Annotated in this window: 15 protein-coding genes; 12 read left to right on the top strand and 3 right to left on the bottom strand. The window is 69.3% G+C overall.

Annotated elements, in window-relative coordinates; all coding sequences use genetic code 11:
* Window positions 1-7 precede the first annotated feature (7 nt).
* The 6 genes from ABZ552_RS14085 to ABZ552_RS14110 all read left to right on the top strand — a co-directional run bounded on the left by ABZ552_RS14085 (window position 8) and on the right by ABZ552_RS14110 (window position 6,304).
* Window positions 8-811, top strand: coding sequence for a TauD/TfdA family dioxygenase (locus tag ABZ552_RS14085; protein WP_281873915.1), 804 nt, complete (start codon window positions 8-10; stop codon window positions 809-811).
* A 27-nt stretch (window positions 812-838) separates the two neighbouring features.
* A complete protein-coding gene (locus ABZ552_RS14090; RefSeq protein ID WP_357437345.1) occupies window positions 839-2,635 on the top strand; it encodes an NAD(P)/FAD-dependent oxidoreductase in 1,797 nt (598 codons plus the stop codon).
* 9 nt (window positions 2,636-2,644) lie between these two features.
* A complete protein-coding gene (locus ABZ552_RS14095; RefSeq protein ID WP_281918895.1) occupies window positions 2,645-3,586 on the top strand; it encodes a helix-turn-helix domain-containing protein in 942 nt (313 codons plus the stop codon).
* A gap of 189 nt (window positions 3,587-3,775) precedes the next feature.
* A complete protein-coding gene (locus ABZ552_RS14100) occupies window positions 3,776-5,452 on the top strand; it encodes a S8 family serine peptidase (RefSeq protein WP_281873911.1) in 1,677 nt (558 codons plus the stop codon).
* Window positions 5,453-5,456: 4 nt separating this feature from the next.
* The gene (locus ABZ552_RS14105; protein ID WP_281918893.1) at window positions 5,457-5,864 is read left to right on the top strand and encodes a hypothetical protein; all 408 of its coding nucleotides are present in this window, start codon (window positions 5,457-5,459) and stop codon (window positions 5,862-5,864) included.
* An 89-nt stretch (window positions 5,865-5,953) separates the two neighbouring features.
* The gene (locus ABZ552_RS14110) at window positions 5,954-6,304 is read left to right on the top strand and encodes a hypothetical protein (RefSeq protein ID WP_281873909.1); all 351 of its coding nucleotides are present in this window, start codon (window positions 5,954-5,956) and stop codon (window positions 6,302-6,304) included.
* Window positions 6,305-6,375: 71 nt separating this feature from the next.
* Here the strand turns inward: ABZ552_RS14110 and ABZ552_RS14115 are convergent, their stop codons facing one another.
* Together ABZ552_RS14115 and ABZ552_RS14120 are read right to left on the bottom strand one after the other, a co-directional pair.
* Complete coding sequence (locus ABZ552_RS14115) at window positions 6,376-7,998, bottom strand: MDR family MFS transporter (protein ID WP_357437350.1); 1,623 nt, start codon at window positions 7,996-7,998, stop codon at window positions 6,376-6,378.
* Window positions 7,991-8,488 (bottom strand): MarR family transcriptional regulator, encoded by a 498-nt coding sequence (locus tag ABZ552_RS14120; RefSeq protein ID WP_281873906.1) that lies wholly within the window; start codon window positions 8,486-8,488, stop codon window positions 7,991-7,993. Before ABZ552_RS14120 ends, ABZ552_RS14115 begins: the two co-directional genes overlap by 8 nt.
* A gap of 269 nt (window positions 8,489-8,757) precedes the next feature.
* Here ABZ552_RS14120 and ABZ552_RS14125 point away from each other — a divergent pair, with 269 nt between their 5' ends.
* From ABZ552_RS14125 to ABZ552_RS14150, 6 genes are all read left to right on the top strand, one after another.
* A complete protein-coding gene (locus ABZ552_RS14125) occupies window positions 8,758-10,422 on the top strand; it encodes a fatty acyl-AMP ligase (RefSeq protein WP_281873905.1) in 1,665 nt (554 codons plus the stop codon).
* A 29-nt stretch (window positions 10,423-10,451) separates the two neighbouring features.
* On the top strand, window positions 10,452-10,718 hold the full coding sequence (locus ABZ552_RS14130; RefSeq protein WP_281873904.1) for an acyl carrier protein: 267 nt from the start codon (window positions 10,452-10,454) through the stop codon (window positions 10,716-10,718).
* The gene (locus tag ABZ552_RS14135; RefSeq protein ID WP_281918891.1) at window positions 10,715-14,995 is read left to right on the top strand and encodes an aminotransferase class I/II-fold pyridoxal phosphate-dependent enzyme; all 4,281 of its coding nucleotides are present in this window, start codon (window positions 10,715-10,717) and stop codon (window positions 14,993-14,995) included. The genes ABZ552_RS14130 and ABZ552_RS14135 overlap by 4 nt, the downstream gene beginning before the upstream one ends.
* 428 nt (window positions 14,996-15,423) lie before the next feature.
* On the top strand, window positions 15,424-17,031 hold the full coding sequence (locus ABZ552_RS14140; RefSeq protein WP_357437355.1) for a carboxylesterase family protein: 1,608 nt from the start codon (window positions 15,424-15,426) through the stop codon (window positions 17,029-17,031).
* Window positions 17,032-17,290: 259 nt separating this feature from the next.
* Window positions 17,291-17,545, top strand: coding sequence for a S1 RNA-binding domain-containing protein (locus ABZ552_RS14145; RefSeq protein ID WP_281918889.1), 255 nt, complete (start codon window positions 17,291-17,293; stop codon window positions 17,543-17,545).
* Window positions 17,546-17,954: 409 nt separating this feature from the next.
* A complete protein-coding gene (locus ABZ552_RS14150; RefSeq protein WP_281873897.1) occupies window positions 17,955-18,641 on the top strand; it encodes a PAS and ANTAR domain-containing protein in 687 nt (228 codons plus the stop codon).
* 19 nt (window positions 18,642-18,660) lie between these two features.
* Here ABZ552_RS14150 and ABZ552_RS14155 read toward each other — a convergent pair whose 3' ends face one another.
* Window positions 18,661-19,737 carry a hypothetical protein gene (locus ABZ552_RS14155; protein ID WP_281918888.1) on the bottom strand — a complete coding sequence of 359 codons (1,077 nt, stop codon included), beginning with the start codon at window positions 19,735-19,737 and terminating at the stop codon, window positions 18,661-18,663.
* Between the last annotated feature and the right edge of the window lie 368 nt (window positions 19,738-20,105).

Raw genomic sequence — 20,105 nt, forward strand, 5'->3', positions numbered from 1 at the left:
GAGACCCATGACGAAAAGCGTGAACAAGGTCCTGCTGGACAGCGAGCCGCTGCGGCCCTTCGGCCGTCTGGTGGCGTCCGATACGGAGGGGCGCACCCTCGCCGACGTGCCGATCGAGGAGCTGCTCGCGCTGACGCTCCAGGCGAAAGTGGTGGTACTCCGCGGATTCGGCCTGCTCGACAAGCCGGAACTGGAAACCTATTGCCGCGCTGCGGGAGAGATCCTGCAGTGGAACTTCGGTTCGATCCTCGATCTGGTGGTCCGGGACACTGCCGAGAACTACCTGTTCGACAAAGGCGACGTCCCGTTCCACTGGGACGGCGCGTTCGCCGAGCAAGTGCCGCGGTTCTTCCTCTTCCAATGCGTGCGAGGAGAGGGCGCGGGCGGCGAGACCGTGTTCTGCGACAGTGTCCAGGCCTATCGGGACGCGCCGGAAGACCTGAGGCAACTGTGGGCACGAACCACGATCACGTACCGCACCGACAAGCTGGCGCACTATGGCGGCCTGGCCGAATGGCCATTGCTCGGCACCCATCCGGCGACCGGTGAGACGACGATCCGATATGCCGAACCACTGGATCCCGCGCGCTACGCCAATCCGCTGTTCTTGACCGTGGACGGCATCTCGGCCGAGGACGGCGTCCGGGTCATGGAGGACTTGCGCGAGCGGCTGCACGACGCTCGCTACTGCTACGCCCACGAGTGGCGGACCGGCGACATCGTGGTGGCCGAGAACCACGCGCTGCTGCACGGCAGGAATGCGTTCACCGGCTCGGTTACCCGGCATCTGCAACGCATCCAGATCATCTGAGCAATCGGCCATCAGAGAGGAATGTCAATGGCTACCCCAATCTCCAGACCGGCGGACGAGTACGACGTGGTGATCATGGGCGGTGGTCCCGCCGGGTCCACGCTCGCCGCGATGCTCTGCCGCGACACCGATCTTCGTGTGGCGATCTTCGATCGCGAGGTGTTCCCCCGGGAGCACATCGGCGAATCGGGTGCGCACCCTTTGGTCCCCGTTCTGCAAGCGAGCGGCGCGCTGGAGAAGGTGCTCGCGAGTGAGTGCTGGATCCAGAAATTCGGCGGAATCTACCAGTGGGACACCGCCCGGCCGTTCGTCGGCTTCTTCGAGCACGCCGACTACCTGGTCGACGGCGTCTACCGGTGGTCGGTGCACGTCAATCGCGCCGAATTCGACACGGTGCTGCTCGAGCACGCCGAAGCCTGCGGCGCCCACGTCTTCCAGGGCGTGCGGGTCGTGCGGTTCCTCCCCGGCGACGGCAAGGCCACGGTGGTGCTGGAAGACGGAACCGAGGTCGCCGCAGGCTATTTCGTCGACGCGTCCGGCCGGGCGAATCAGGTCGCCGCCCGCGGTTCACAGCGCGACAAGCAATGGCTGTCGGATTACCGCAACGTGGCCGTCTGGTCGCACTACCGCAACTGCGTGCCCGCACAGCGGGCGGCGGGCGACTGGAACGTCTTCCGCGACGACGACTTGTCACCGATCTACGCGGTGGCCTTCGAGCACGGATGGGTGTGGTACATCCCGACGCCTCGGTTGGTCGACGGCACCCGGGAAACCGTGTGGTCCATCGGCATCGTCACCAACCCGGAGTCGATCGCCCGCGTGGACCTGCGTGATCCGGACATCTTCCTGAAGACGATCAAGTCGATTCCGGTGCTGCAGGATCTGGTGGCGAACGCGGAGCCGATTCGTGCCGAGATGCTGACGGCCACCAACTATTCCCGGGTGAGCGAATGCTTCGGCTCGTACGAGGATCGGTGGATGGCGGTCGGGGACGCGTCGTACTTCGTCGATCCGCTGTTCTCCTCCGGAATGTCCTTCGCCGTCACCCAAGCCTGGGCGGCCGCGTTGGTCCTGCGCAAGACGTTCGACAAGGACCTGGACGAGCGATCGAAGGAAGACCTCTGGCGTAATTACGACGTCGAGTGGCGCGGCATGGCGCAGACCTGGGCACTGAGCATCGACCAGTGGTATCACGAGATCTCACGCTCGCATCCGGACAGCCCCTACTGGAGCGCGGAAGGCCGGCGAGTGGAGGCCGACAACGCCACCGAGGGGACGTTCCAGGCGTTGCTGAACACCGCGCTGGTGCCCGACCTGCTGAACATCATGACCAAGGGCTCCCGCGACCCGCGTGACCTGGCCACCGAGGGGCCCTACCTGCGAGCCTTCACCGCCGCCGACGCGGTCGACCTGGCGGCCGGCGACATCGTGGCGCTGTCGCCGGACGCGCGCATCCGCGCAGGCGTGGCAGCGGACATTCCGGGCTTCAAGGGGATGTCGCCGCCGTTCGAGATCCCGCAGGAGGCGCGCGACGGGCTGGCCATGTACTGGCGCGACCCCATCGCGAACAGCGATGCGGCGCCGTCGCCGCTCGCCGACACCGTTCCCTGCTACCGGATCTACTCCGCGGCCGACCCGGGCGTCGAGGTGCGGTGCCTGGAGCGGGATGGGGGTGAAGAGCTGTGGGAAACGCTGAACCGTGGTCCCGCCCGGTGGTCGGAGCTGGCGCCCCGGTTGACGGTGCTGCAGGGACGAGCCTTGAAGCGCTTGATTCGCGCCGGATTGGTGGTGGCCGGGCCGGAAGCGGAACAGCGGGTCGGCTAGGTCCGAGGCATGAGGTCATTGGCTGTTCTGGCCGTCGACGACGTGATTCCGTTCGATCTCGCGGTCCCGCTGGAAATCTTCGGCCGGACCCGGCAGGAGGACGGAACCGCGGCGTACGAGGTCCAGGTCTGCGGGGTGAACTCCGACGTTCCGTCGAAGTTCTTCGGGATCTCATGTCTGGGCGACATCGAATATCTCGAGGAGAAGGCCGAGACCATCGTCGTGCCGGGAGCGATGAGTTACCGGTCGCGGCCGTCGGATCGGCTGCGCAAGGCGTTGGTGCGGGCCCACGAACGTGGCGCGAGGGTGGCATCGATCTGCTTGGGGGCGTTCACCCTCGCCGCCGTCGGGTTGCTCGACGGACGGCGGGCGACCACGCATTGGATGGCCGCCACCGAACTGTCGCGAAGCTATCCGCGGGTCCGCGTGGATCCCACGGTGCTGTATGTGGACAACGGGGGCATCCTGACCTCGGCCGGTGCCGCGGCTGGGCTCGATCTGTGCCTCCATATGGTGCGGCAGGACTACGGGACCGCCGTGGCGGCGGCTACCGCCCGGCTCTCGGTCATGCCACTGACCCGGGACGGGGGGCAGGCGCAGTTCATCGCGGAACGTCCGCGATCGGAGGCGGACAGCAAGTCCATCAATCCGACCTTGGAGTGGGCGGAAACGATGCTCGGTGAGAAGATCACCGTGCTGGATCTCGCGGATCGAGCCGGAGTCAGCAAGCGCACGCTGATCCGGCGCTTCCACGAGCAGGTCCGGATGACACCGAACGAGTGGCTCCAGACCGCCCGGGTGCGCAAGGCCCAAGTGCTGCTCGAGACGACCATCCTCACGATGGAATGCATCACCGATCGAACGGGGTTCGCCTCGGTGGCCGCATTCCGGAAAGTCTTCCGCAAGACCGTGGGGGTGACGCCTCAGGCGTACCGGCGGGCCTTCCGCTGACCGGTCGCGCGGCCTGGTAACCGGTGCTCGCCGTGGATTCGCGAAGAGAATCCGAATCCGCGGCGAGAACACTTGGGTACCGGTCGTTTTCGAAGACCCGCCCGGGCGCCGCGGTGTCCGGGTGTTTTCGTGGTTGCCGGAACGTGGTTCATAGTTGGTGCTCGGGTCCCCACGGCGAAGGAGATCATGGTGCCAACCGCGAATTTCGGTACGAAGGACGATCCCGGTTTCGAGTTGCGGCAGAGTCCCGATCTGATCGCGGTGCGCACGCACAGCGGTCGGGGGATCCGGCGGCAGTCGGGATCGGTGCGCACGCCGCTCAGCGGTGAACTCGACGACGCGACACTGGTACAGGCCTACCCGGAGGCAGGGGTCGAGGTCTATCGGCTCCCCGCGGGTTCACGGTCGGTGGAGGAACGCAAGGAGGCGCTCGACGCCGCGCCGGAGGTGCGCTTCGCCGGACATGTGCTGGTGGACCCGGCCACCGGCGAACCGGTGCTCTATACGGAGAACATCTTCGTGAAATTCGTCGACCGCGTCGACCATGAGCACTGCCTCGCCGTCCTGAACGCGGCGGAACTGACTGTGCGGCGGGCGGTGTCGTATGCGACCAACGCGTATTTCACGGCCGCGCCCGAGGGCACCGGCCAGCGGGTCTTCGACATCGCCACCTCGCTGCTGACGCGCGAGGACGTCGAATACTGCCATCCGGAGCTGATCCGGCACCGGGCCAGGAAGACGATCTTCCCCCAGCAGTGGCATCTGAAGAAGACCACCATCGGCGGTGTCGTGGTCGACGCGCACGCGGCGGTGGAAGCCGCGCACGCGGTCACCCGGGGGGCCGGGGTGACGATCGCCGTCATCGACGACGGCGTCGACATCGACCACCCCGAATTCGCCGGCGCCGCCAAAATCGTCGCGCCCCGGGATGTCACGGCGAACAGCAGCGATCCGCGTCCGAAGGACACCTACGGCACCGGCCCGGACAACGGGGACAACCACGGCACCGCGTGCGCCGGCGTCGCGTGCGCCAACGGCACGGCCGGTGCCTCCGGGGTCGCGCCGGAAGCGGCGCTGATGCCGATCCGGCTCGCCTCCGGGCTCGGCTCACAGGCCGAGGCGGAGGCTTTCGGGTGGGCCGCCGAGCACGGGGCCGACGTCATCTCGTGCAGCTGGGGCCCAGCCGACGGCAAGTGGTTCCAGCCGGACGATCCGGTGCACAACCGCGTCGCTGCGCTGCCCGCGAGCACCAGGCTGGCGATCGAACACGCCGTCACCACCGGACGCGGCGGCAAGGGCTGCGTGGTGCTGTTCGCGGCGGGCAACGGCAACGAATCCGTCGACAACGACGGCTATGCCAGTTTCGCGAAGGTGATCGCGGTCGCGGCGTGCAACGACACCGGCAAACGCAGCGTCTACAGCGATTTCGGCAAGGCGGTGTGGTGCGCGTTCCCCAGCAGCGACTTCGGGCACCGGCCTTTCGGACATCCCGACGCCCTGACGCCCGGGATCTGGACGGTGGATCGGCACGGCGCGAGCGGCTACAACCCCGGCACGGTGGCGGCGGGTGACGCGGCGGGCGACTACACCAACGACTTCGGCGGAACCTCCAGCGCGTGCCCCGGCGCGGCCGGTGTAGTGGCCCTGATGCTGTCGGTGAACCCGGATCTCACCTGGGAGGCGGTGAAGAACCTGCTCAAAGGCGCCTGCGACAAGATCGACCCGCAGGGCGGCGGCTACGGGACCGACGGGCACAGCGACAAATACGGGTACGGCAGGCTGAACGCGCTCGCCGCCGTGCGGGCGGCCGGGCCCGGCGCCGCCGAGCCCTCGGCGGGTGCGGTGCTCACCGTGGGAGGAGACTGAGCGGGTGGCGGCCAACGGTGTTCGGCTGATCGTGGTGGACGCCGCGAACGTCGTCGGTTCGCGGCCCGACGGGTGGTGGCGGGATCGCTCCGGCGCCACCCGGCGACTGCTCGAGCGAATGACCGGGCTGCGCGCGCGTCTGGCGGAAGCGGCCGAGGTGGTCGTGGTGCTCGAGGGGGCGGCGAAGGCCGCGGTCGACGCGGGGGAACCTTCGTCCGGCGGCGTGTGCGTGGTGTGCGCGGACGGGTCGGGGGACGACGCGATCGTCGGGGTTGTGGCCGCTGCGCGGGCGGAGGATAGCAGCCGTCCGGTGACGGTGGTGACGGCTGATCGGGGACTGCGTGATCGCGTCGCGGCCGCCGGTGCGGAGACGGTGGGTCCGACCTGGCTCCTGGACCGCCTGGGGTCGTGATCGGCGGGCGCCCGGAGCTCGGTATCGCATTGGTACACCTCCGGCGTTTCACCCATTTGTCCAGTCCGTTTTGCGGCACTCTGAGCGGTATGACCGCCTCCGACGCCGTGGGGATGCCGTTGCTCTACCTGGTCGAGATCTCCGAGCCGGGCTACTTCAACCGGCCGTGGTGGAAGATCGCCAGCACCGGCGCGCCGAGTCAGGTGCACGCCGCGCTCAGTGAACTCGCCGTCCGGGTCGAGCGCGACATCCAGCGCGCCGGCGGGGCGCGCCGGTGCTGGTACCGCTACGACGTGCGATGGCCCGACGGAGCGGTGCTCGAGTGTTTCCAGGGTGCGATTCGATCGGTGCTGATTCCTGGCGAATTGCGCTGCCTGGCCGTCGCCGTGACCTCGGCGACGACCGTGGCCGCGCGCACGGGCGAGCGTCCGCGGTACTGATCTCGCGACGCATCCTGGCGAGACGGGCGGAGCCCCGAGGGCTTCTCGGGGCTCCGCGCGTGCGGCGTGGCTCAGTCGAGCAGCGCCGGTTGTTTGGCGCCTTCCGTCCGGGCCGCGGTGCCTGCCTCGGCCTGCATCGAGTCGAGGGCGGGATCGATGTCGATCGTGCGACGCAACGGCCGGTTCGGCAGCAGCGCTGCCGCGATGAGCGCGACGACCGTCGCGGCCGCGGCGATGAGGAAGATCCGCCCGGTCGCGTCGCCGTAGGCGGCGCGGATGATGGTCGCGATCGGCGCGGGCAGGGCATCGAGATCCAGGTTGCTGCCGCCGGAGGACTTGGTCTGGATACCGAGCTCGGCGAATCCCTCCGCCGATAGTTCGCCGACCCGGGTGGCCAGCACCGAACCCAGCACCGAGACCCCGATCGCGCCGCCGAAGGTACGGAAGAAGGCGACACTGCTCGACGCGGCGCCGATGTTGTACACGCTCACGGTGTTCTGCACGGCCAGGACCAGGTTCTGCATCATCATGCCGACACCGAACCCGACGACGGTGATGTATCCGCCGACCAGCCACAGGCTCGTCGCGTGATCAATGGTCGACAGCAGGGCGAATCCGGCCACCAGCAGCGCGGCGCCTGCGACCACGAAACCCTTCCACTTACCGCGCCGGGTGATCAGCTGGCCGGAGCCGACCGAGGCGATCAGCATGCCGGCGACGAGCGGGATGGTCAGCACGCCGGCCGCGGTCGGGGAGTAGCCGCGCGCGGTCTGGAAGTACTGGCCCAGGAAGGTGGTCGCGCCGAACATGCCGACGCCGACCGCGATGGAGGCGATGATCGCGAGGCCGGTGGTGCGTTCGGTGACGATCGGCAGTGGGATGATCGGCGACGCGGCGCGCGACTCCACCCACACGGTCGCGAGCAGCAGCAGCACACCGGAACCGACATAGATCGCCGATTCCCGCGACATCCACTCGTAGTAGCCGGCCTTGCCGGCGAACGACACCCAGATGAGCAGCACCGAGACACCTCCGGTCAGCAGCGCCGCGCCGAGCCAGTCGATCGACACGCCCTCCTTGCGGTCGGTGGGCAGCCGCAGCGTCCGCTGCAGCAGCACCAGCGCGATCACGGCCAGTGGCACGCACACGAAGAAGCACCAGCGCCAGCCCAGCGGGCTGTCGACGATGACACCGCCGAGGACGGGTCCGCCGGACATCGAGACCGCCATGACGGCGCCCATGTACCCGGAGTAGCGCCCGCGTTCGCGCGGCGCGACGATGGAGCCGATGATCGCGACGACGAGCGCGGTCAAGCCGCCCATGCCGATGCCCTGGATGACGCGCGCGACCAGCAGCAGGGCGACGTTGCCCGCGAATCCGGCGATCACCGAGCCGAGGACGAAGACGACGATGGCCGACTGGACCAGTGCCTTCTTGTTGAACAGGTCGGCGAACTTGCCCCAGATCGGCGTGGAGGCCGCGTTGGCCAGCAGCGCCGAGGTGATGACCCACGCGTAGGCGGTCTGCGAGCCCTGCAGGTCGCCGATGATGGTGGGCAGCGCGGTCGCGACGATCGTCGTGCTCAGTAGCGCTGTGAACAACGCCGCGAGCAGTCCGGTCATCGCTTCCAGGACTTCGCGGTGGGTCATCGCGTACGGGTCGCGTCGCGTCACCGACTCGACTGAACTAGACATCTACTTCCTGACTCTCTTTCGAAACCGGCTGGTGGGCGTGCACGGCGCCGCTCTGCGCGTGCGCGGTCAATGCGTTGCGGAGCTTCTGCACGGCGGTGCAGGCGGCCTCGGCGTCGTCTTCGCTCCAGTCGGCGAGGACGTTCTGCAGGCCCCGCGCCCGTGAACCGCGAACGCGGTAGAGCAGATCGCGGCCCTCGTCCGTCACCCGGATGAGGGTGGCCCGCCCGTCGGTGGGATCGGCGTGCCTGCTGATGTAGCCCGCACCGACGAGTTCGGTGACGTGCCTGCTCAGCGCGCTCGGGCTGATGCACAGGTCCATGGCGAGGTCCACCTGCCTGCACGGGCCTTTCGACTCGAGGGTGCCGAGCACCCCGATGCCACCCGGGAGAAGGTGTCCTTCCTCAGGGTGCGCGAGTGCGACGCGGATTGCCCGGCCCATCAGATAGAGCTCTTTGATCAGGCTCTGAGCCGTATCGGGTGAGACCGCCATGTCCCCCTCCAGACGAGATAAGTTGCTTGCGCTATGCAACTATATAGTAATTGCTAGTGCTAAGCAAATAGTGGCTCGGAGTGGTGTGGTTCATGGAGCCGGGGGGTAGCAGCCACGTAGCTAACGTAGGCACGGCAACGCACCCCAGGGTGGGCCCATGCCCACCCACAGGTTTGCCGGATCCTCCCTGAGGTCCCTGGTTCTGCGGACATAGGCGGCGAAAAGTAGTAGCCGACCCCAGACGCCGACCCCTACCGAGGAACCACGAGATGCAGCCGACTTACGTTCACCACGTCAGGCAGCAAATTTCTGATTATGGGACGACCAGGTCGTACACCTACCTGCACGAGGCAGGGCGCGAGCTACGCGAAGAGGTCCTCACCTACCTCGAGCTCGACCACGACGCGCGAGCCGTCGCCGCCTGGCTGGCCGACCGTCCGGAGGCGGCGCAACCGGTCGTGCTGCTCTATCACGACGGGCTGGCCTTTCTGCGGGCGTTTCTCGGCTGCCTGTACGCGGGCGTGATCGCCGTACCCGCTCCCTTGCCGCACGACGAGCGCAGCGCCCACCGCGTCGCGGGCATCGTGTCGGACTCCGGCGCGGAGCTGGTGCTCACCACCGGTGATGTGCGACCGCTCCTCGAGACCGCGCTCAGCGCGGCCGTCGTCGCCACCGATGGCCCGCTGGGCGACCCCGGCGAGTGGCGTATGCCGGATATCGGCCCGGAAACGATCGCGTTCCTCCAGTACACGTCGGGTTCGACCGGCGACCCGAAGGGTGTTGTCGTGACGCATCGCAACCTGATGCACAACGAAGCGGCCATCACCGCGATCGGGTTCGACGACGAGTCGGTCGCCGTCAGCTGGATCCCGCACTTCCACGACATGGGCCTGATCGGCATGCTGCTCGGATCGTTGTATATCGGGGCGGATCTGGTGTTCATGGCGCCGACCACCTTCCTCAAGCACCCGGTGCGCTGGCTGCGGGCCATCGGCGACTACCGCGCGACTTTGACCGCCGCACCGAACTTCGCCTACGACCTGATCGCGCGCCGGGTGACCGACGAACAGCTGGCAGAACTCGACCTGACCACCCTCGAGATCGCGATGAGCGGTGCGGAGCCGATCCGCGAAAAAACCATCGCGGCCGTCACCGAGCGTTTGGCACCCGCGGGGCTGCGGCCGACGGCGTTGCTGCCCGCCTACGGGCTGGCCGAGGTGACACTGCTGGCGGCCGTCGGGTCCATCGACGCGGAGCCGGTGTACCTCGACGTCGGCCGCGAAGCGCGGCTGGTCGGCTGCGGCCGGCCGGCCCATGGCCTCGACATCCGCATCATCGACCCGGATACCCGGCGGCAGCTGCCGGAGGACACCGTCGGAGAGATCTGGATCGGCGGCGGGAGTGTCGCCGCGGGCTACTGGAACCGCCCGGAGGAATCCCGCGAGACATTCGAGGCGTACCTCGGAGCCGACGGGCCCTTCTTGCGCACCGGCGACCTCGGCCTGCTGCACGGGGGTGAGCTGTTCGTCACCGGGCGGCGCAAGGACCTTCTGATCGTCAACGGCCGCAACCTGTATCCGCAGGACGTCGAGGAACTGGTGCGCGGCCTGCATCCAGCGCTCGGCGCCGCCGGTGTCGCCGTCTCCGTCGACGCGGGCGGCCGGGAACGGCTTGTCGTGGTGCAGGGCGTCAAGACGGCACGCCAGGGCGCCACCACGCTCGCCGAGCTGGCTTCCGCGATCAAGATCGCGGTCGCCCGCGGGTTCGACGTGGCGGCACCGAACGTGGTGCTCGTCGAGCCCCACTCCGTACCGCGCACCACCAGCGGGAAGGTCCAGCGCAGTGCGGCGCGGGAGGCGTTCTCGGCGCATCGCGTCGAGGGCGTCCTGCACGACGACCTCGAACCGGCGCTGCGCCGGGCCATGACCGCCTGACCGACCGAAATCCGCCGAGGAGCCCAAACATGTTCAGCAGCACGATTACCCGTTCGACCACGATCCAGGATTGGCTCGTCGAGCGCGTGGCCGACTACACCGAACGCGCCCCCCGCGAGGTGGATCCGGTCGTCCCGCTCGCCGAGCTGGGCTTGGATTCCGTTTCGGCGGTGACACTGTGCGGCGAGATCGAGGACCGGTGGTCGCTCGAGGTCGACCCGGTGCTGGTCTTCGAGTACCCCACCATCGCCGACATCGCCGCCTACCTCGCCGCCGAGTTCACCCTGGCCGCATGACCGACATCGCTATCGTCGGCATCGACTGCCGATTCCCCCAAGCGCCTGATCCGGCCGCGCTGTGGCGGCTGCTGATGGATGGACGTGACGCGATCTCCGAGGTCCCCTCGAGCCGCTGGAACGCCGCCGACTTCCACGATCCGGCCGGTGCCCCCGGCACGATCAACACCCGCAGCGGCGGCTTCCTCGACGACGCGGACGCGTTCGACGCCGAGTTCTTCGGTATCGCCCCGCGGGAAGCCGAGGCGATGGATCCGCAACAGCGGCTGCTGCTGCAAGCCACCTGGCGGGCTTTCGAGGACGCCACACTCGACCCGCGCGGCGAGGCGGGTTCGCGAACCGGCGTTTTCGTCGGCGTGATGGCCAACGAATGGGCCAACCTGCAGATGAGCGACTACGCCGCGATCACGCCGCAGCACGGCTCCGGCAACGGGTACTTCATGACCGCCAACCGGCTGTCCTACCAGTTCGATCTCGAGGGGCCGAGTGTCGCGGTCGATACGGCCTGCTCGTCGTCGCTGGTCGCGGTCCATCTCGCCTGCGGCGCACTGGCTTCCGGCGAGTGCGACCAGGCGGTCGCCGGTGGGGTCAACCTCGTGCTCACGCCCGCGGTCGGGGTCTTCTACACCCAGGCGGGTCTGTCCGCGCCGGACGCGCGGTGCAAGCCGTTCAGCGGCAGCGCCGACGGAATCGTGCGCGGGGAGGGCGTGGCGGTGCTCGTGCTGCGGCGGCTCGCCGACGCCCAGGCGGCGGGCCTGCCGATCTACGCGGTGATCAAGGGCAGCGCGGTCAATTCCGACGGGCGCAGCAACGGCATCACGGCGCCGAACCGGTGGGCGCAGCAGCAGGTGATCGGCGAGGCGTGCGAGCGCGCCGGGGTGCGGCCCGAGCAGGTGGACTTCCTCGAGGCACACGGCACCGGAACAGTGCTCGGTGACATGATCGAGGTCAAGGCGCTGGGACAGCTGCACGGGCGGGACCGGACACGGCCGTGTGGAATCGGTTCGATCAAGGGCAATCTCGGCCACACCGAGGGCGCCGCGGGCGTGGCGGGCCTGATCAAGGTCGCCCTCGGCCTGTGGCACGGCGTCGTACCGCCGTCGCGGTTCGCCGATCAGGAGAACCCGCGCCTGCGCATGGCGCAGCAGGGGCTGCGGCTGCTCGCCGAGCCCATGCCGCTGGCGGGTCCCGGCTACGGCGGAGTCAGCAGCTTCGGCATCGGCGGCACGAACGCCCATGTCGTGCTGGGCAGCGCCCCCGCCGCCGCAACGCCGACGGCGTCCGGCGGGGGAGTGCTGACGGTCTCGGCGAACGACGCCGAAGGGTTGCGGCGCAATGCTCATCGCCTCGCCGATGCCTTGGCCGCCTGCTCGCCGGACCATTTCGCGCAACTCTGCTGGACGAGCAACCACGTCAAGGCGTCCGGGCGCGCCCGGCTCGCCGTGGTCGCCGCCGATCGTGACACCGCGATCGCGCGGTTGCGCGACGGCACCGAAACCGGGGTGGTGCGCCCGCTCGGCGTCGGCTGGATGTTCACCGGGCAAGGATCGCAATTCGCGGGCATGGCGCGTGCGCTGAACGCGGCCAGTCCGTTGTTCCGGCGCGCGCTGGAACTGGTCGACCAGGCCATGCGGGCCCCGCTCGGTCGCTCCGTGCGCGAGCTGATGCTCGACGAGCACATCGAGCTCGACCGCACCGATCTCGCGCAACCTGCGATCTTCGCGATGGAGTACGCCGTGGCGAAATCGCTCGCCGACGCCGGCGTTCGTCCCGCCTGGGTGCTCGGGCACAGCATCGGCGAGTTCGCGGCCGCGGCGGTGGCGGGCGTGTTCGACCTGGACGACGCCTGCCGTCTCGTCGTCGCGCGCGGCGAGCTGATGCAGCGGTTGCCCGCGGGCGGTGCGATGCTCGCCGTGCGGGCGGACGCGGACGACCTCGCCGACCTGCTCGCCGATCGTTCCGGGGTCGCGATCGCCGCGATCAACGGACCGAAGGAGATCGTGTTGTCCGGCGCCGCCGAGGCGATCGACCGGGTGCGGGAGGCACTCGCGGCGCGCGGGGTGGGCGCCAAGGCGCTCACCGTGTCCCACGCCTTCCACAGTCCGCTGATGGATCCCATGCTCGAGCGGTTCGAGGCCGTCGCCCGCGAATGCGTCTATCGCACGCCGGCTCTGCCCCTCTACTCGACCGTGCGCGGGCGCCTGCTCGAGGCCGACGAGCCGATGGACGCCGCGTACTGGACCGAGCACGTCCGTGCCACCGTCCGATTCGGCGCGGCCGTCGAGGCCGCGCTCGGCACCGATCCAAGCCATGTCGTCGAGATCGGGCCGCGTCGCATCCTCACCGGGCTGGTCGGCCGCGTCCGCCCGGATCTCGCGGCGCGCTGCCTGACACCCAGCCCGGGGCCGGGCGCGACCGGCGACGAGCTCGCCGCCACCGTCGCGGCCCTGTATCGCGACGGCCTCGACCCCGAGTGGGACCGGCTCTACGAACCCGAACAGCGCGTCCGGCGTCGGCTGCCCGGCTACGAGTTCGCCACCGGCCAGCGCTTCTGGCTCGAACCGAGCACTACGCCTGCGCCCTCCGCAGCACCAGAGGAAACTTCGATGGACCAGTTGATCGCACTCTTCCGTGAACAGAACGCCGTACTGGCGAGCCTGGTGGGCGCTCCGCCCGCCGGGCGCGTCCCGCAGGTGGGTAGCGCTGCGCCGGCGGCACAAGCGGCCGCGGCGCGGACCACCGCCGCGGACCGGCCGGTCGACGCGGAAGCCGTCGCGGGTGTCGTCCGCGCCGAGTTCGCCAGGGTGAGCGGGTTCCCGGCCGATCGGCTCCGCGAGGCCCAAACCCTCGGCGACGACCTGGGCTTCGACTCGCTCATGCTGACCGATCTGATCGCCGCGCTCGTTCGCAAGCTGCCCGCGGTGACCATCGACCCGGCCCGGTTCACGCCCACGACGACGCTCGGTGACGTCCTCGCCTACGTCACCGGACAGGCGGGCGCGCCCGCGCCGCGGCAACCCGAACCCGTCCCTGCCGAAGCGCCCGAACCCCAGCGCACGGCGGTCGAGCCGGAGTACCGGATCGCGGACTTCGCGGAGGTGAAGGCGCTCGCCGAGCGGGTCTCCGGCGCCGAAGCGCTCGGCTTGCGCAACCCCTACTTCTTGATCAACGACGGCGTCACCCGGGACACCTCCGTGGTCGACGGCGCGCCCGCGATCAACTTCTCCAGCTACAACTACCTCGGATTGTCCGGCCATCCGGCGGTCGTCGCCGCCGTGCAAGACGCGGTGGCGCGCTACGGCAGCTCGTGCTCGGCCAGCCGGATCCTCTCCGGCGAGAAGCCGGTGCACCGCGAACTCGAGGCGGAACTCGCGGGCCTGCTCGGCACCGAGGACGCCATCGCGCTGGTCGGCGGCCACTCCACGAACGTCACGATCATCGGGCACCTGGTCGGGCCGGAGGACCTGGTGATCCACGACAGCCTCGCCCACGACAGCATCATGCAGGGCTGCAAGCTGTCGGGCGCGACGCGCCGTCCGTTCCCGCACAACGACCACGCCGCCCTCGACGAACTGCTGACCGAGATCCGCCACCAGTACCGGCGGGTGCTGATCCTGATCGAGGGCGTCTACAGCCAGGACGGCGACATCCCGGACCTGCCCGCGATCATCGCGGTGAAGAAGAAGCACAAGGCGCTGTTGATGATCGACGAGGCGCACAGCGTCGGCGTGCTTGGCGCGGGCGGCGGCGGCATCGGCGAGCACTTCGGCGTCGATCGCGGTGATGTCGAATTGTGGTCCGGGACCACGTCGAAAGCGCTGGCCGGGTGCGGCGGCTACGTCGCGGGCAGCGCGGAGCTGATCCGCTTCTTGAAGTACACGACGCCGGGCTTCGTCTACAGCGTCGGCATGACGCCGATGAACGCGGCCGCCTCGGCCGCGGCCATCCGGCAGCTGCGGTCCGAGGGCGAACCGCTGGAACGTTTGCGCCGCAACTCCCGGCTGTTCCTGCGGCTGGCCAGGGAGGCGGGCATCGACACGGGCGACAGCCACGACACGCCGATCATCCCGTGCATCGTGGGTGACTCGCTGAAGACGCTGAAACTGTCGAACGCCCTGCTGCGCCGCGGCGTCAACGTCAACCCGATCCTGTACCCGGCGGTACCGGAGCACCTCGCGCGCCTGCGGTTCTTCGTCACCGCCTGCCATACCGAGGATCAGATCCGCGAAACGATCAAGATCCTCACCGAGGAATTGGCCGTGCTCACCGAGAACTGACGCCCGATCCGGCTCTCGCGATCGGACCGGAACACGCGGCGATGCCGACTGGGGCGATCCGAACAGTTGCGTCATGTCCCGCGCCGCGCACCGGACCGCTGTAGCATCACCCGAGGTGCTATCGCTCCAGCTCAGATGGGTTGCGGGGACGTCATGGAGTGAGCAGACGATGAGGGCCGGGCGCGATGTCCGCTGCCCCGGGCAGGGATTCGGACATCGTCGGCGGAGTCGGACCGGAGTCTACGGGCGCCGTGCGTGTGATCCACCGGATGAGGGTTGCAGCGACGATTCGGCTTCCGTCGCGTGCGGCCGGTCGACTGCCGATCCGGCAGCGCACCGCGACGCCGAGCCGATCGGGCTACCGCGGCGGACGAGGCCGGAAGCCCCGCCGCCGACCGCAGCGACCGCATCGGAGGTATGGGGCAGCGATGATTCGTTGGATCGTGCGAACCGTGATCGCCCTGACGGTCGTCACCGGTTCGTGGTTCGCGGGTATCCCGGCGTCCGTGGTCGCGTCGGCGCCGCTGGAGGTGCTGGTGACCGGCGGCTCGATCTCCGGTCGCGTCGTCGACGGAACCGTCGAATACCTGGGCATCCCGTTCGCCGCGTCCACCGGAGGCTCAGCGCGGTTCGGCCCGCCGCGTCCGGTTCCGCCGTGGCCCGGCGTGCGCCCCGCGCGCGACCACGGGCCGCAGTGTTCGCAGAACGGATACCTGCCCGGTCTACCGCCGCTCGGCCCCACCAGCGAAGATTGCCTGACCATCGACGTATACGCGCCGGACCGCGCCCGGGAGCGCCCGCTGCCCGTCATGGTGTTCCTCCACGGTGGCGGCTATATCAACGGCTCCAACAGCGAATACGACGGACCCACCCGGATGGCCGCCGACGGCGACGTCATCGTGGCCATCCCCAATTACCGCCTCGGACCGTTCGGCTTCCTGTCGCTGCCCGAACTCACGGCCGAATCCGGCGGCGCCACCGGAACGGCCGGTATCCAGGACCAGCAAGCCGCTCTGCGGTGGGTGCGCGACAACGCGCCCGCCTTCGGCGGCGATCCGGGCAATGTCACGATATTCGGTGAGTCGGCCGGCGGCGTGAGCGTCTGCACGCATTTCGCCGCACCCGGGTCCGACGCCCTGTTCGCCAAAGCGATCGTGCAGAGCGGCGCCTGCGCGCAAGCGCCCCTGGCCCCCATCGATCCGGCTGACGCCTTCGCGCGCTCGCGGCGCTATGCGGAGCGCGTCGGATGCGCCGACGCCGCAACCCGGCTGGCCTGCCTGCGCGCGCTGCCCCCGGCGACCCTCCTGGACGCGCCGAACGTCGAATCCGACGGGCAGACTCCCATCTGGGTGCCGAGTATCGACGGTGTCGTCATCACTCGGACACTCGACGCGGCCCTGACGGGAGACGTGAGGAAGGCGCCGCTGATCGTCGGGAGCACCAGCGCGGAAGGCGCACTGAGCGTCGCCGAAACCGACTATGCCGTCGGCCATGTCCCGGACGCGGCAAGCTATGAACGTTACGTGCGCGAGTCTTTCGGCGCCGACGCCGACCAGGTGCTGGCTCGATATCCGCTCGCCCGGTACCCCTCACCGGCGGCTGCCCAGATCGCCGTGATCACCGACAGCCGATTCGCCTGTCCGGCGCTGATCACCAGCCGGACGGCGCGCGAGGCCGGCCATCCACTGTGGCAGTACGAATTCGATCAGGCGCCCCTCGGTGCGGCCGATCCGATTCTGCCCGGGGCCTTCCACTCCTCCGAGTTGTTGTATCTGTTCACCAGATTCATGGGACTGCCGATTCCCTGGACCGGAGCGTCCGCCGCGTTCGCCGCGCAGATGCAACGATGGTGGACCACCTTCGCTCATACCGGCGACCCGAACGCTCCCGGCTCGCCGCAATGGTCGGCCTGGCCGGAATCGGCCGGGCAGGGCACCGACGGGCCCGCGCTGACCATGCGCGCGACCGGCAGTTTCATGACGGACGATTTCGCCGCCCGCCACGACTGCGCGTTCTGGTCCGGACGTTCGCGCTGACGCGCTCTCACACCCGCGGGAGGACGTCTCGGGAGCGCGAAAATCGCTTTCCGACCGTACTTTTCGCTGCTTTCCGAATTTCGTCCTTGTTCCATGGCGACGCGCTGGGTTATGGTCGTCGCGATGACTGCCGGGTCGGCGACACGCCGCACACAGAACGGTTACCCGGCCGCGCTGTGATCTTCCGGCGGGCCAGGGGCCCGCCCGCCTTCTTCGCGAAATCCCATGAACTACAGGGACATCGGAAGGAGGTGAACACATGTCCCCTTCGGAATCATCGCCGCAGCGCGGCTGGCCGGATTTCGTCGCCGCGCACGCGCAGGGCTCCGTGCTCGAGGCTGCCGTCGTCCACATCGCGCCGTTCGGCGCGTTCTTGGAGGTCGCTCCGGGCGTTCACGGGTTGCTGCACCGAACCGAGTGGTCTACCGAGCCGCAGATCGGTGCCACTCTGACGGTGCGCGTTCTCGATATCGATGCCGAGAGGCAGCGGGTCTCTCTGGCGCACGCTGACTGACGCTCGGCACGGGTGTCCCGGGGCAGACTCCACCTGCCCCGGCACACACCCAAGACTATCCGCACCCACGCAGGCGCGGCAGCCGTCCCTCTCCGTTCGGCGTGCGGGGAACCGGCCGTCCGGAGCCCCGGCGGCCTGCGCGTGTCGCTGCGCGAACCCGTTTCGCCAATCCGGGCGTGGCTCCATCGCGCCGCGTGAAGACGAGGTGCGCTTCCTCTGTCATAGGCAGTTCGCATACCAGAGGTCTGTTCTGACGACGGCGGGGGATGGCGGTGTCGCCGAGCATCCCCGGCCGTGCCGGAAACTCGCTTCGATCGGCCTAAGATGATGTCGTCACCGCAGGTCGGGACGGCTGTCTCGACCGAAGGGATGCACGGTACGACGCTGCAGGCAGGAGCATACGGACGCGATGAACGAATCGGGCGGCCGAATCGTGGACACGGCCGAGGGAACGGTGGCCCGGGTGGTGGGCGCCGGGACGCCGCAGACCACGGGAAGCTTCCGGTTCTGGTTCGCCGATCAGCGGTGGGAGTGGTCGGACGAGGTCGCCGCGATGCACGGATACGCGCCCGACACGGTGACGCCGACGACCGAGTTGCTCCTCGCGCACAAGCATCCGGAGGACCGGGATCACGTCGCCGAGGCGATCGAGAAGTCGGTCCGCAACGCCGAACCGTTCTGCAGCCGCCACCGCATCATCGACACCGCCGGTGTGCCGCACCATGTCCTCGTGCTGGGCGACACCATGACCGACAAGGACGGCATCGTGGTCGGCACCGCGGGCTACTACGTCGACCTGACGGCCACCATCGCCGAGGAACGCCAGGATCTGCTCGACGGCACGCTGCCGAGACTGTTCGAGGCGCGCGCGCTGATCGAGCAGGCCAAAGGCGTGCTGATGCGGGTCTACCGGATCAACGCCGACCAGGCGTTCCACGTCCTGCAGTGGCGTTCGCAGGAGACCAACGTCAAATTGCGCGACCTCGCCGCCCAGCTCATCGCCGAACTCGATTGTCTGCCGCAGGCTCCGCCCGCGGTGCAGACCGCCTTCGACCACATGCTGCTCACGCTGCACGAGCGCGTGCCGAAGTCGTGAGGTCGCCGCGCCTGGAGTCCTAGCGGTCCCGCAGCACGGCGCCGACCCCGTCGCGCAGGGCGGCGACGGCCTCGACCAGCATGACCTCGGCCCCGATCGCCAGGGCGGCCACCGGGAGGGCTTCGTCGGCGCGGCGCATCTCCCCGGCCGAGCTGTGCACGGCCGGGCCGAGCAGCGGGTTCGGCGCGGTCCCGGCCAGCACCAGGCGGTCGCCCAGCGCCCCCGGGTCGAGCAGCAGCCGCTCCACGGCGGCGGCGCGCAACGCGGTCGTGGTCGCGGCCAGCCCGGCCACCGCCAAGCCGTCCGGCAGCCGGATCTCGGTGGCGAAGCGATCGAGCACCCGGCGGCGGCGCTGCGCCACCACCCGATGCAGGATCTCGCGGATCTCCGCGTCGAGTGCCTTCGGGTCCGAACCCGGTGCCAGCGGACCGGCTTCGGCCTCGACGACGTCGCGGCCCTTCGCGTCGAACGCCGCGCGCAATTCCGAACGGGCTCGCGCTTCCCCGGCGAGCACGACGACCTCCGCGCGCACGGTCTCGGCCAGCCGGTCCAGCTCGTAGGCGAACTCGCGGATGTTGCGCCGCGTGGTGTCCTCGACCCGCTGCCGGAGCGTGCGATGCGACCAGTCGTCGTGCCGGATCGGCTGCGCCGGGTGGGCGGGACCGCGCAGGGCTTCCCGCGCTTCGCTGCCGTGGCCGTCCAGCGAGTAGAGTTCCGAGCCCACCCGGTCCACGAGCGCGACGACGTGCGGCACCTTCTCCGCCTGCGCTTCCAGGAGCGGCAGCAGATAGGGCAGCGGTGACACCCGGACGATCCGGGTGGCCGGCGGGCTCGGCAAGCGTTCGTCGGCGAGCACTTCGGTCTCGTCGGCGATGAGCAGTCTGCCGCAGCGGCCCCGCAGTGGTGGGTGCAGCGCGATCGCCTGGGCCAGCAGCCGCCGCAGGCGCGGCCGGGCTCCGCTGCGTTCCAGTTCGGTGTCGATCGAGTGCCAGCGCAGCTCGCTTTCCCGCGCCGCGTCCTCGGTGTCCTGCGAACTGTCGAAGCAGACCGAGGCGAAGGGACCGTGCTTTCGGATTATCCGGCGGAGGTCGGCCATCGGTATCACCTGGTTTCGTCGGCCATGGACGCCCGCGCCGATCGTCTTCGGCAACCATCGGGCGCCACCCGGTCCGTGGGCCTCGGCGCCCTGGTGACTCCGTCGTGTGTGCCAACGGCTTCGGTTCGGCGAACCATAATCGGCGGATACCCGGGTGGCTCGAGCCGAATCAGTCGACGCAAAACTTCGCGTGGTGCCCGGGGCTGTCCGGTCGATAGTCGAATGGTTTGTGACCGTGGGATTTTCGATGGCTCCTGCCCGCCGACCGGCGGCTCGGGCCGCACCCGGGTGGCATCACCCCTCGCCGAGGGGTACGCGGGCCACCGGGTGCGCACTCGGCCGGGTTCGGCCAACGATGAGCAGGCGTG

The organism is Nocardia sp. NPDC019219, assembly GCF_040632645.1.
GTDB classification, from domain to species: Bacteria; Actinomycetota; Actinomycetes; order Mycobacteriales; family Mycobacteriaceae; genus Nocardia; species Nocardia sputorum.

Excerpts from the sequence above, each read along its gene's own strand:
- ABZ552_RS14140 (WP_357437355.1), top strand. The coding sequence starts at position 15,424 with ATGATTCGTTGGATCGTGCGAACCGTGATCGCCCTGACGGTCGTCACC.
- ABZ552_RS14095 (WP_281918895.1), top strand. The coding sequence starts at position 2,645 with ATGAGGTCATTGGCTGTTCTGGCCGTCGACGACGTGATTCCGTTCGAT.
- ABZ552_RS14090 (WP_357437345.1), top strand. The coding sequence starts at position 839 with ATGGCTACCCCAATCTCCAGACCGGCGGACGAGTACGACGTGGTGATC.
- ABZ552_RS14085 (WP_281873915.1), top strand. The coding sequence starts at position 8 with ATGACGAAAAGCGTGAACAAGGTCCTGCTGGACAGCGAGCCGCTGCGG.
- ABZ552_RS14110 (WP_281873909.1), top strand. The coding sequence starts at position 5,954 with ATGACCGCCTCCGACGCCGTGGGGATGCCGTTGCTCTACCTGGTCGAG.
- ABZ552_RS14150 (WP_281873897.1), top strand. The coding sequence starts at position 17,955 with ATGAACGAATCGGGCGGCCGAATCGTGGACACGGCCGAGGGAACGGTG.
- ABZ552_RS14130 (WP_281873904.1), top strand. The coding sequence starts at position 10,452 with ATGTTCAGCAGCACGATTACCCGTTCGACCACGATCCAGGATTGGCTC.
- ABZ552_RS14135 (WP_281918891.1), top strand. The coding sequence starts at position 10,715 with ATGACCGACATCGCTATCGTCGGCATCGACTGCCGATTCCCCCAAGCG.
- ABZ552_RS14120 (WP_281873906.1), bottom strand. The coding sequence starts at position 8,488 with ATGGCGGTCTCACCCGATACGGCTCAGAGCCTGATCAAAGAGCTCTAT.
- ABZ552_RS14145 (WP_281918889.1), top strand. The coding sequence starts at position 17,291 with ATGTCCCCTTCGGAATCATCGCCGCAGCGCGGCTGGCCGGATTTCGTC.
- ABZ552_RS14115 (WP_357437350.1), bottom strand. The coding sequence starts at position 7,998 with ATGTCTAGTTCAGTCGAGTCGGTGACGCGACGCGACCCGTACGCGATG.
- ABZ552_RS14125 (WP_281873905.1), top strand. The coding sequence starts at position 8,758 with ATGCAGCCGACTTACGTTCACCACGTCAGGCAGCAAATTTCTGATTAT.
- ABZ552_RS14155 (WP_281918888.1), bottom strand. The coding sequence starts at position 19,737 with ATGGCCGACCTCCGCCGGATAATCCGAAAGCACGGTCCCTTCGCCTCG.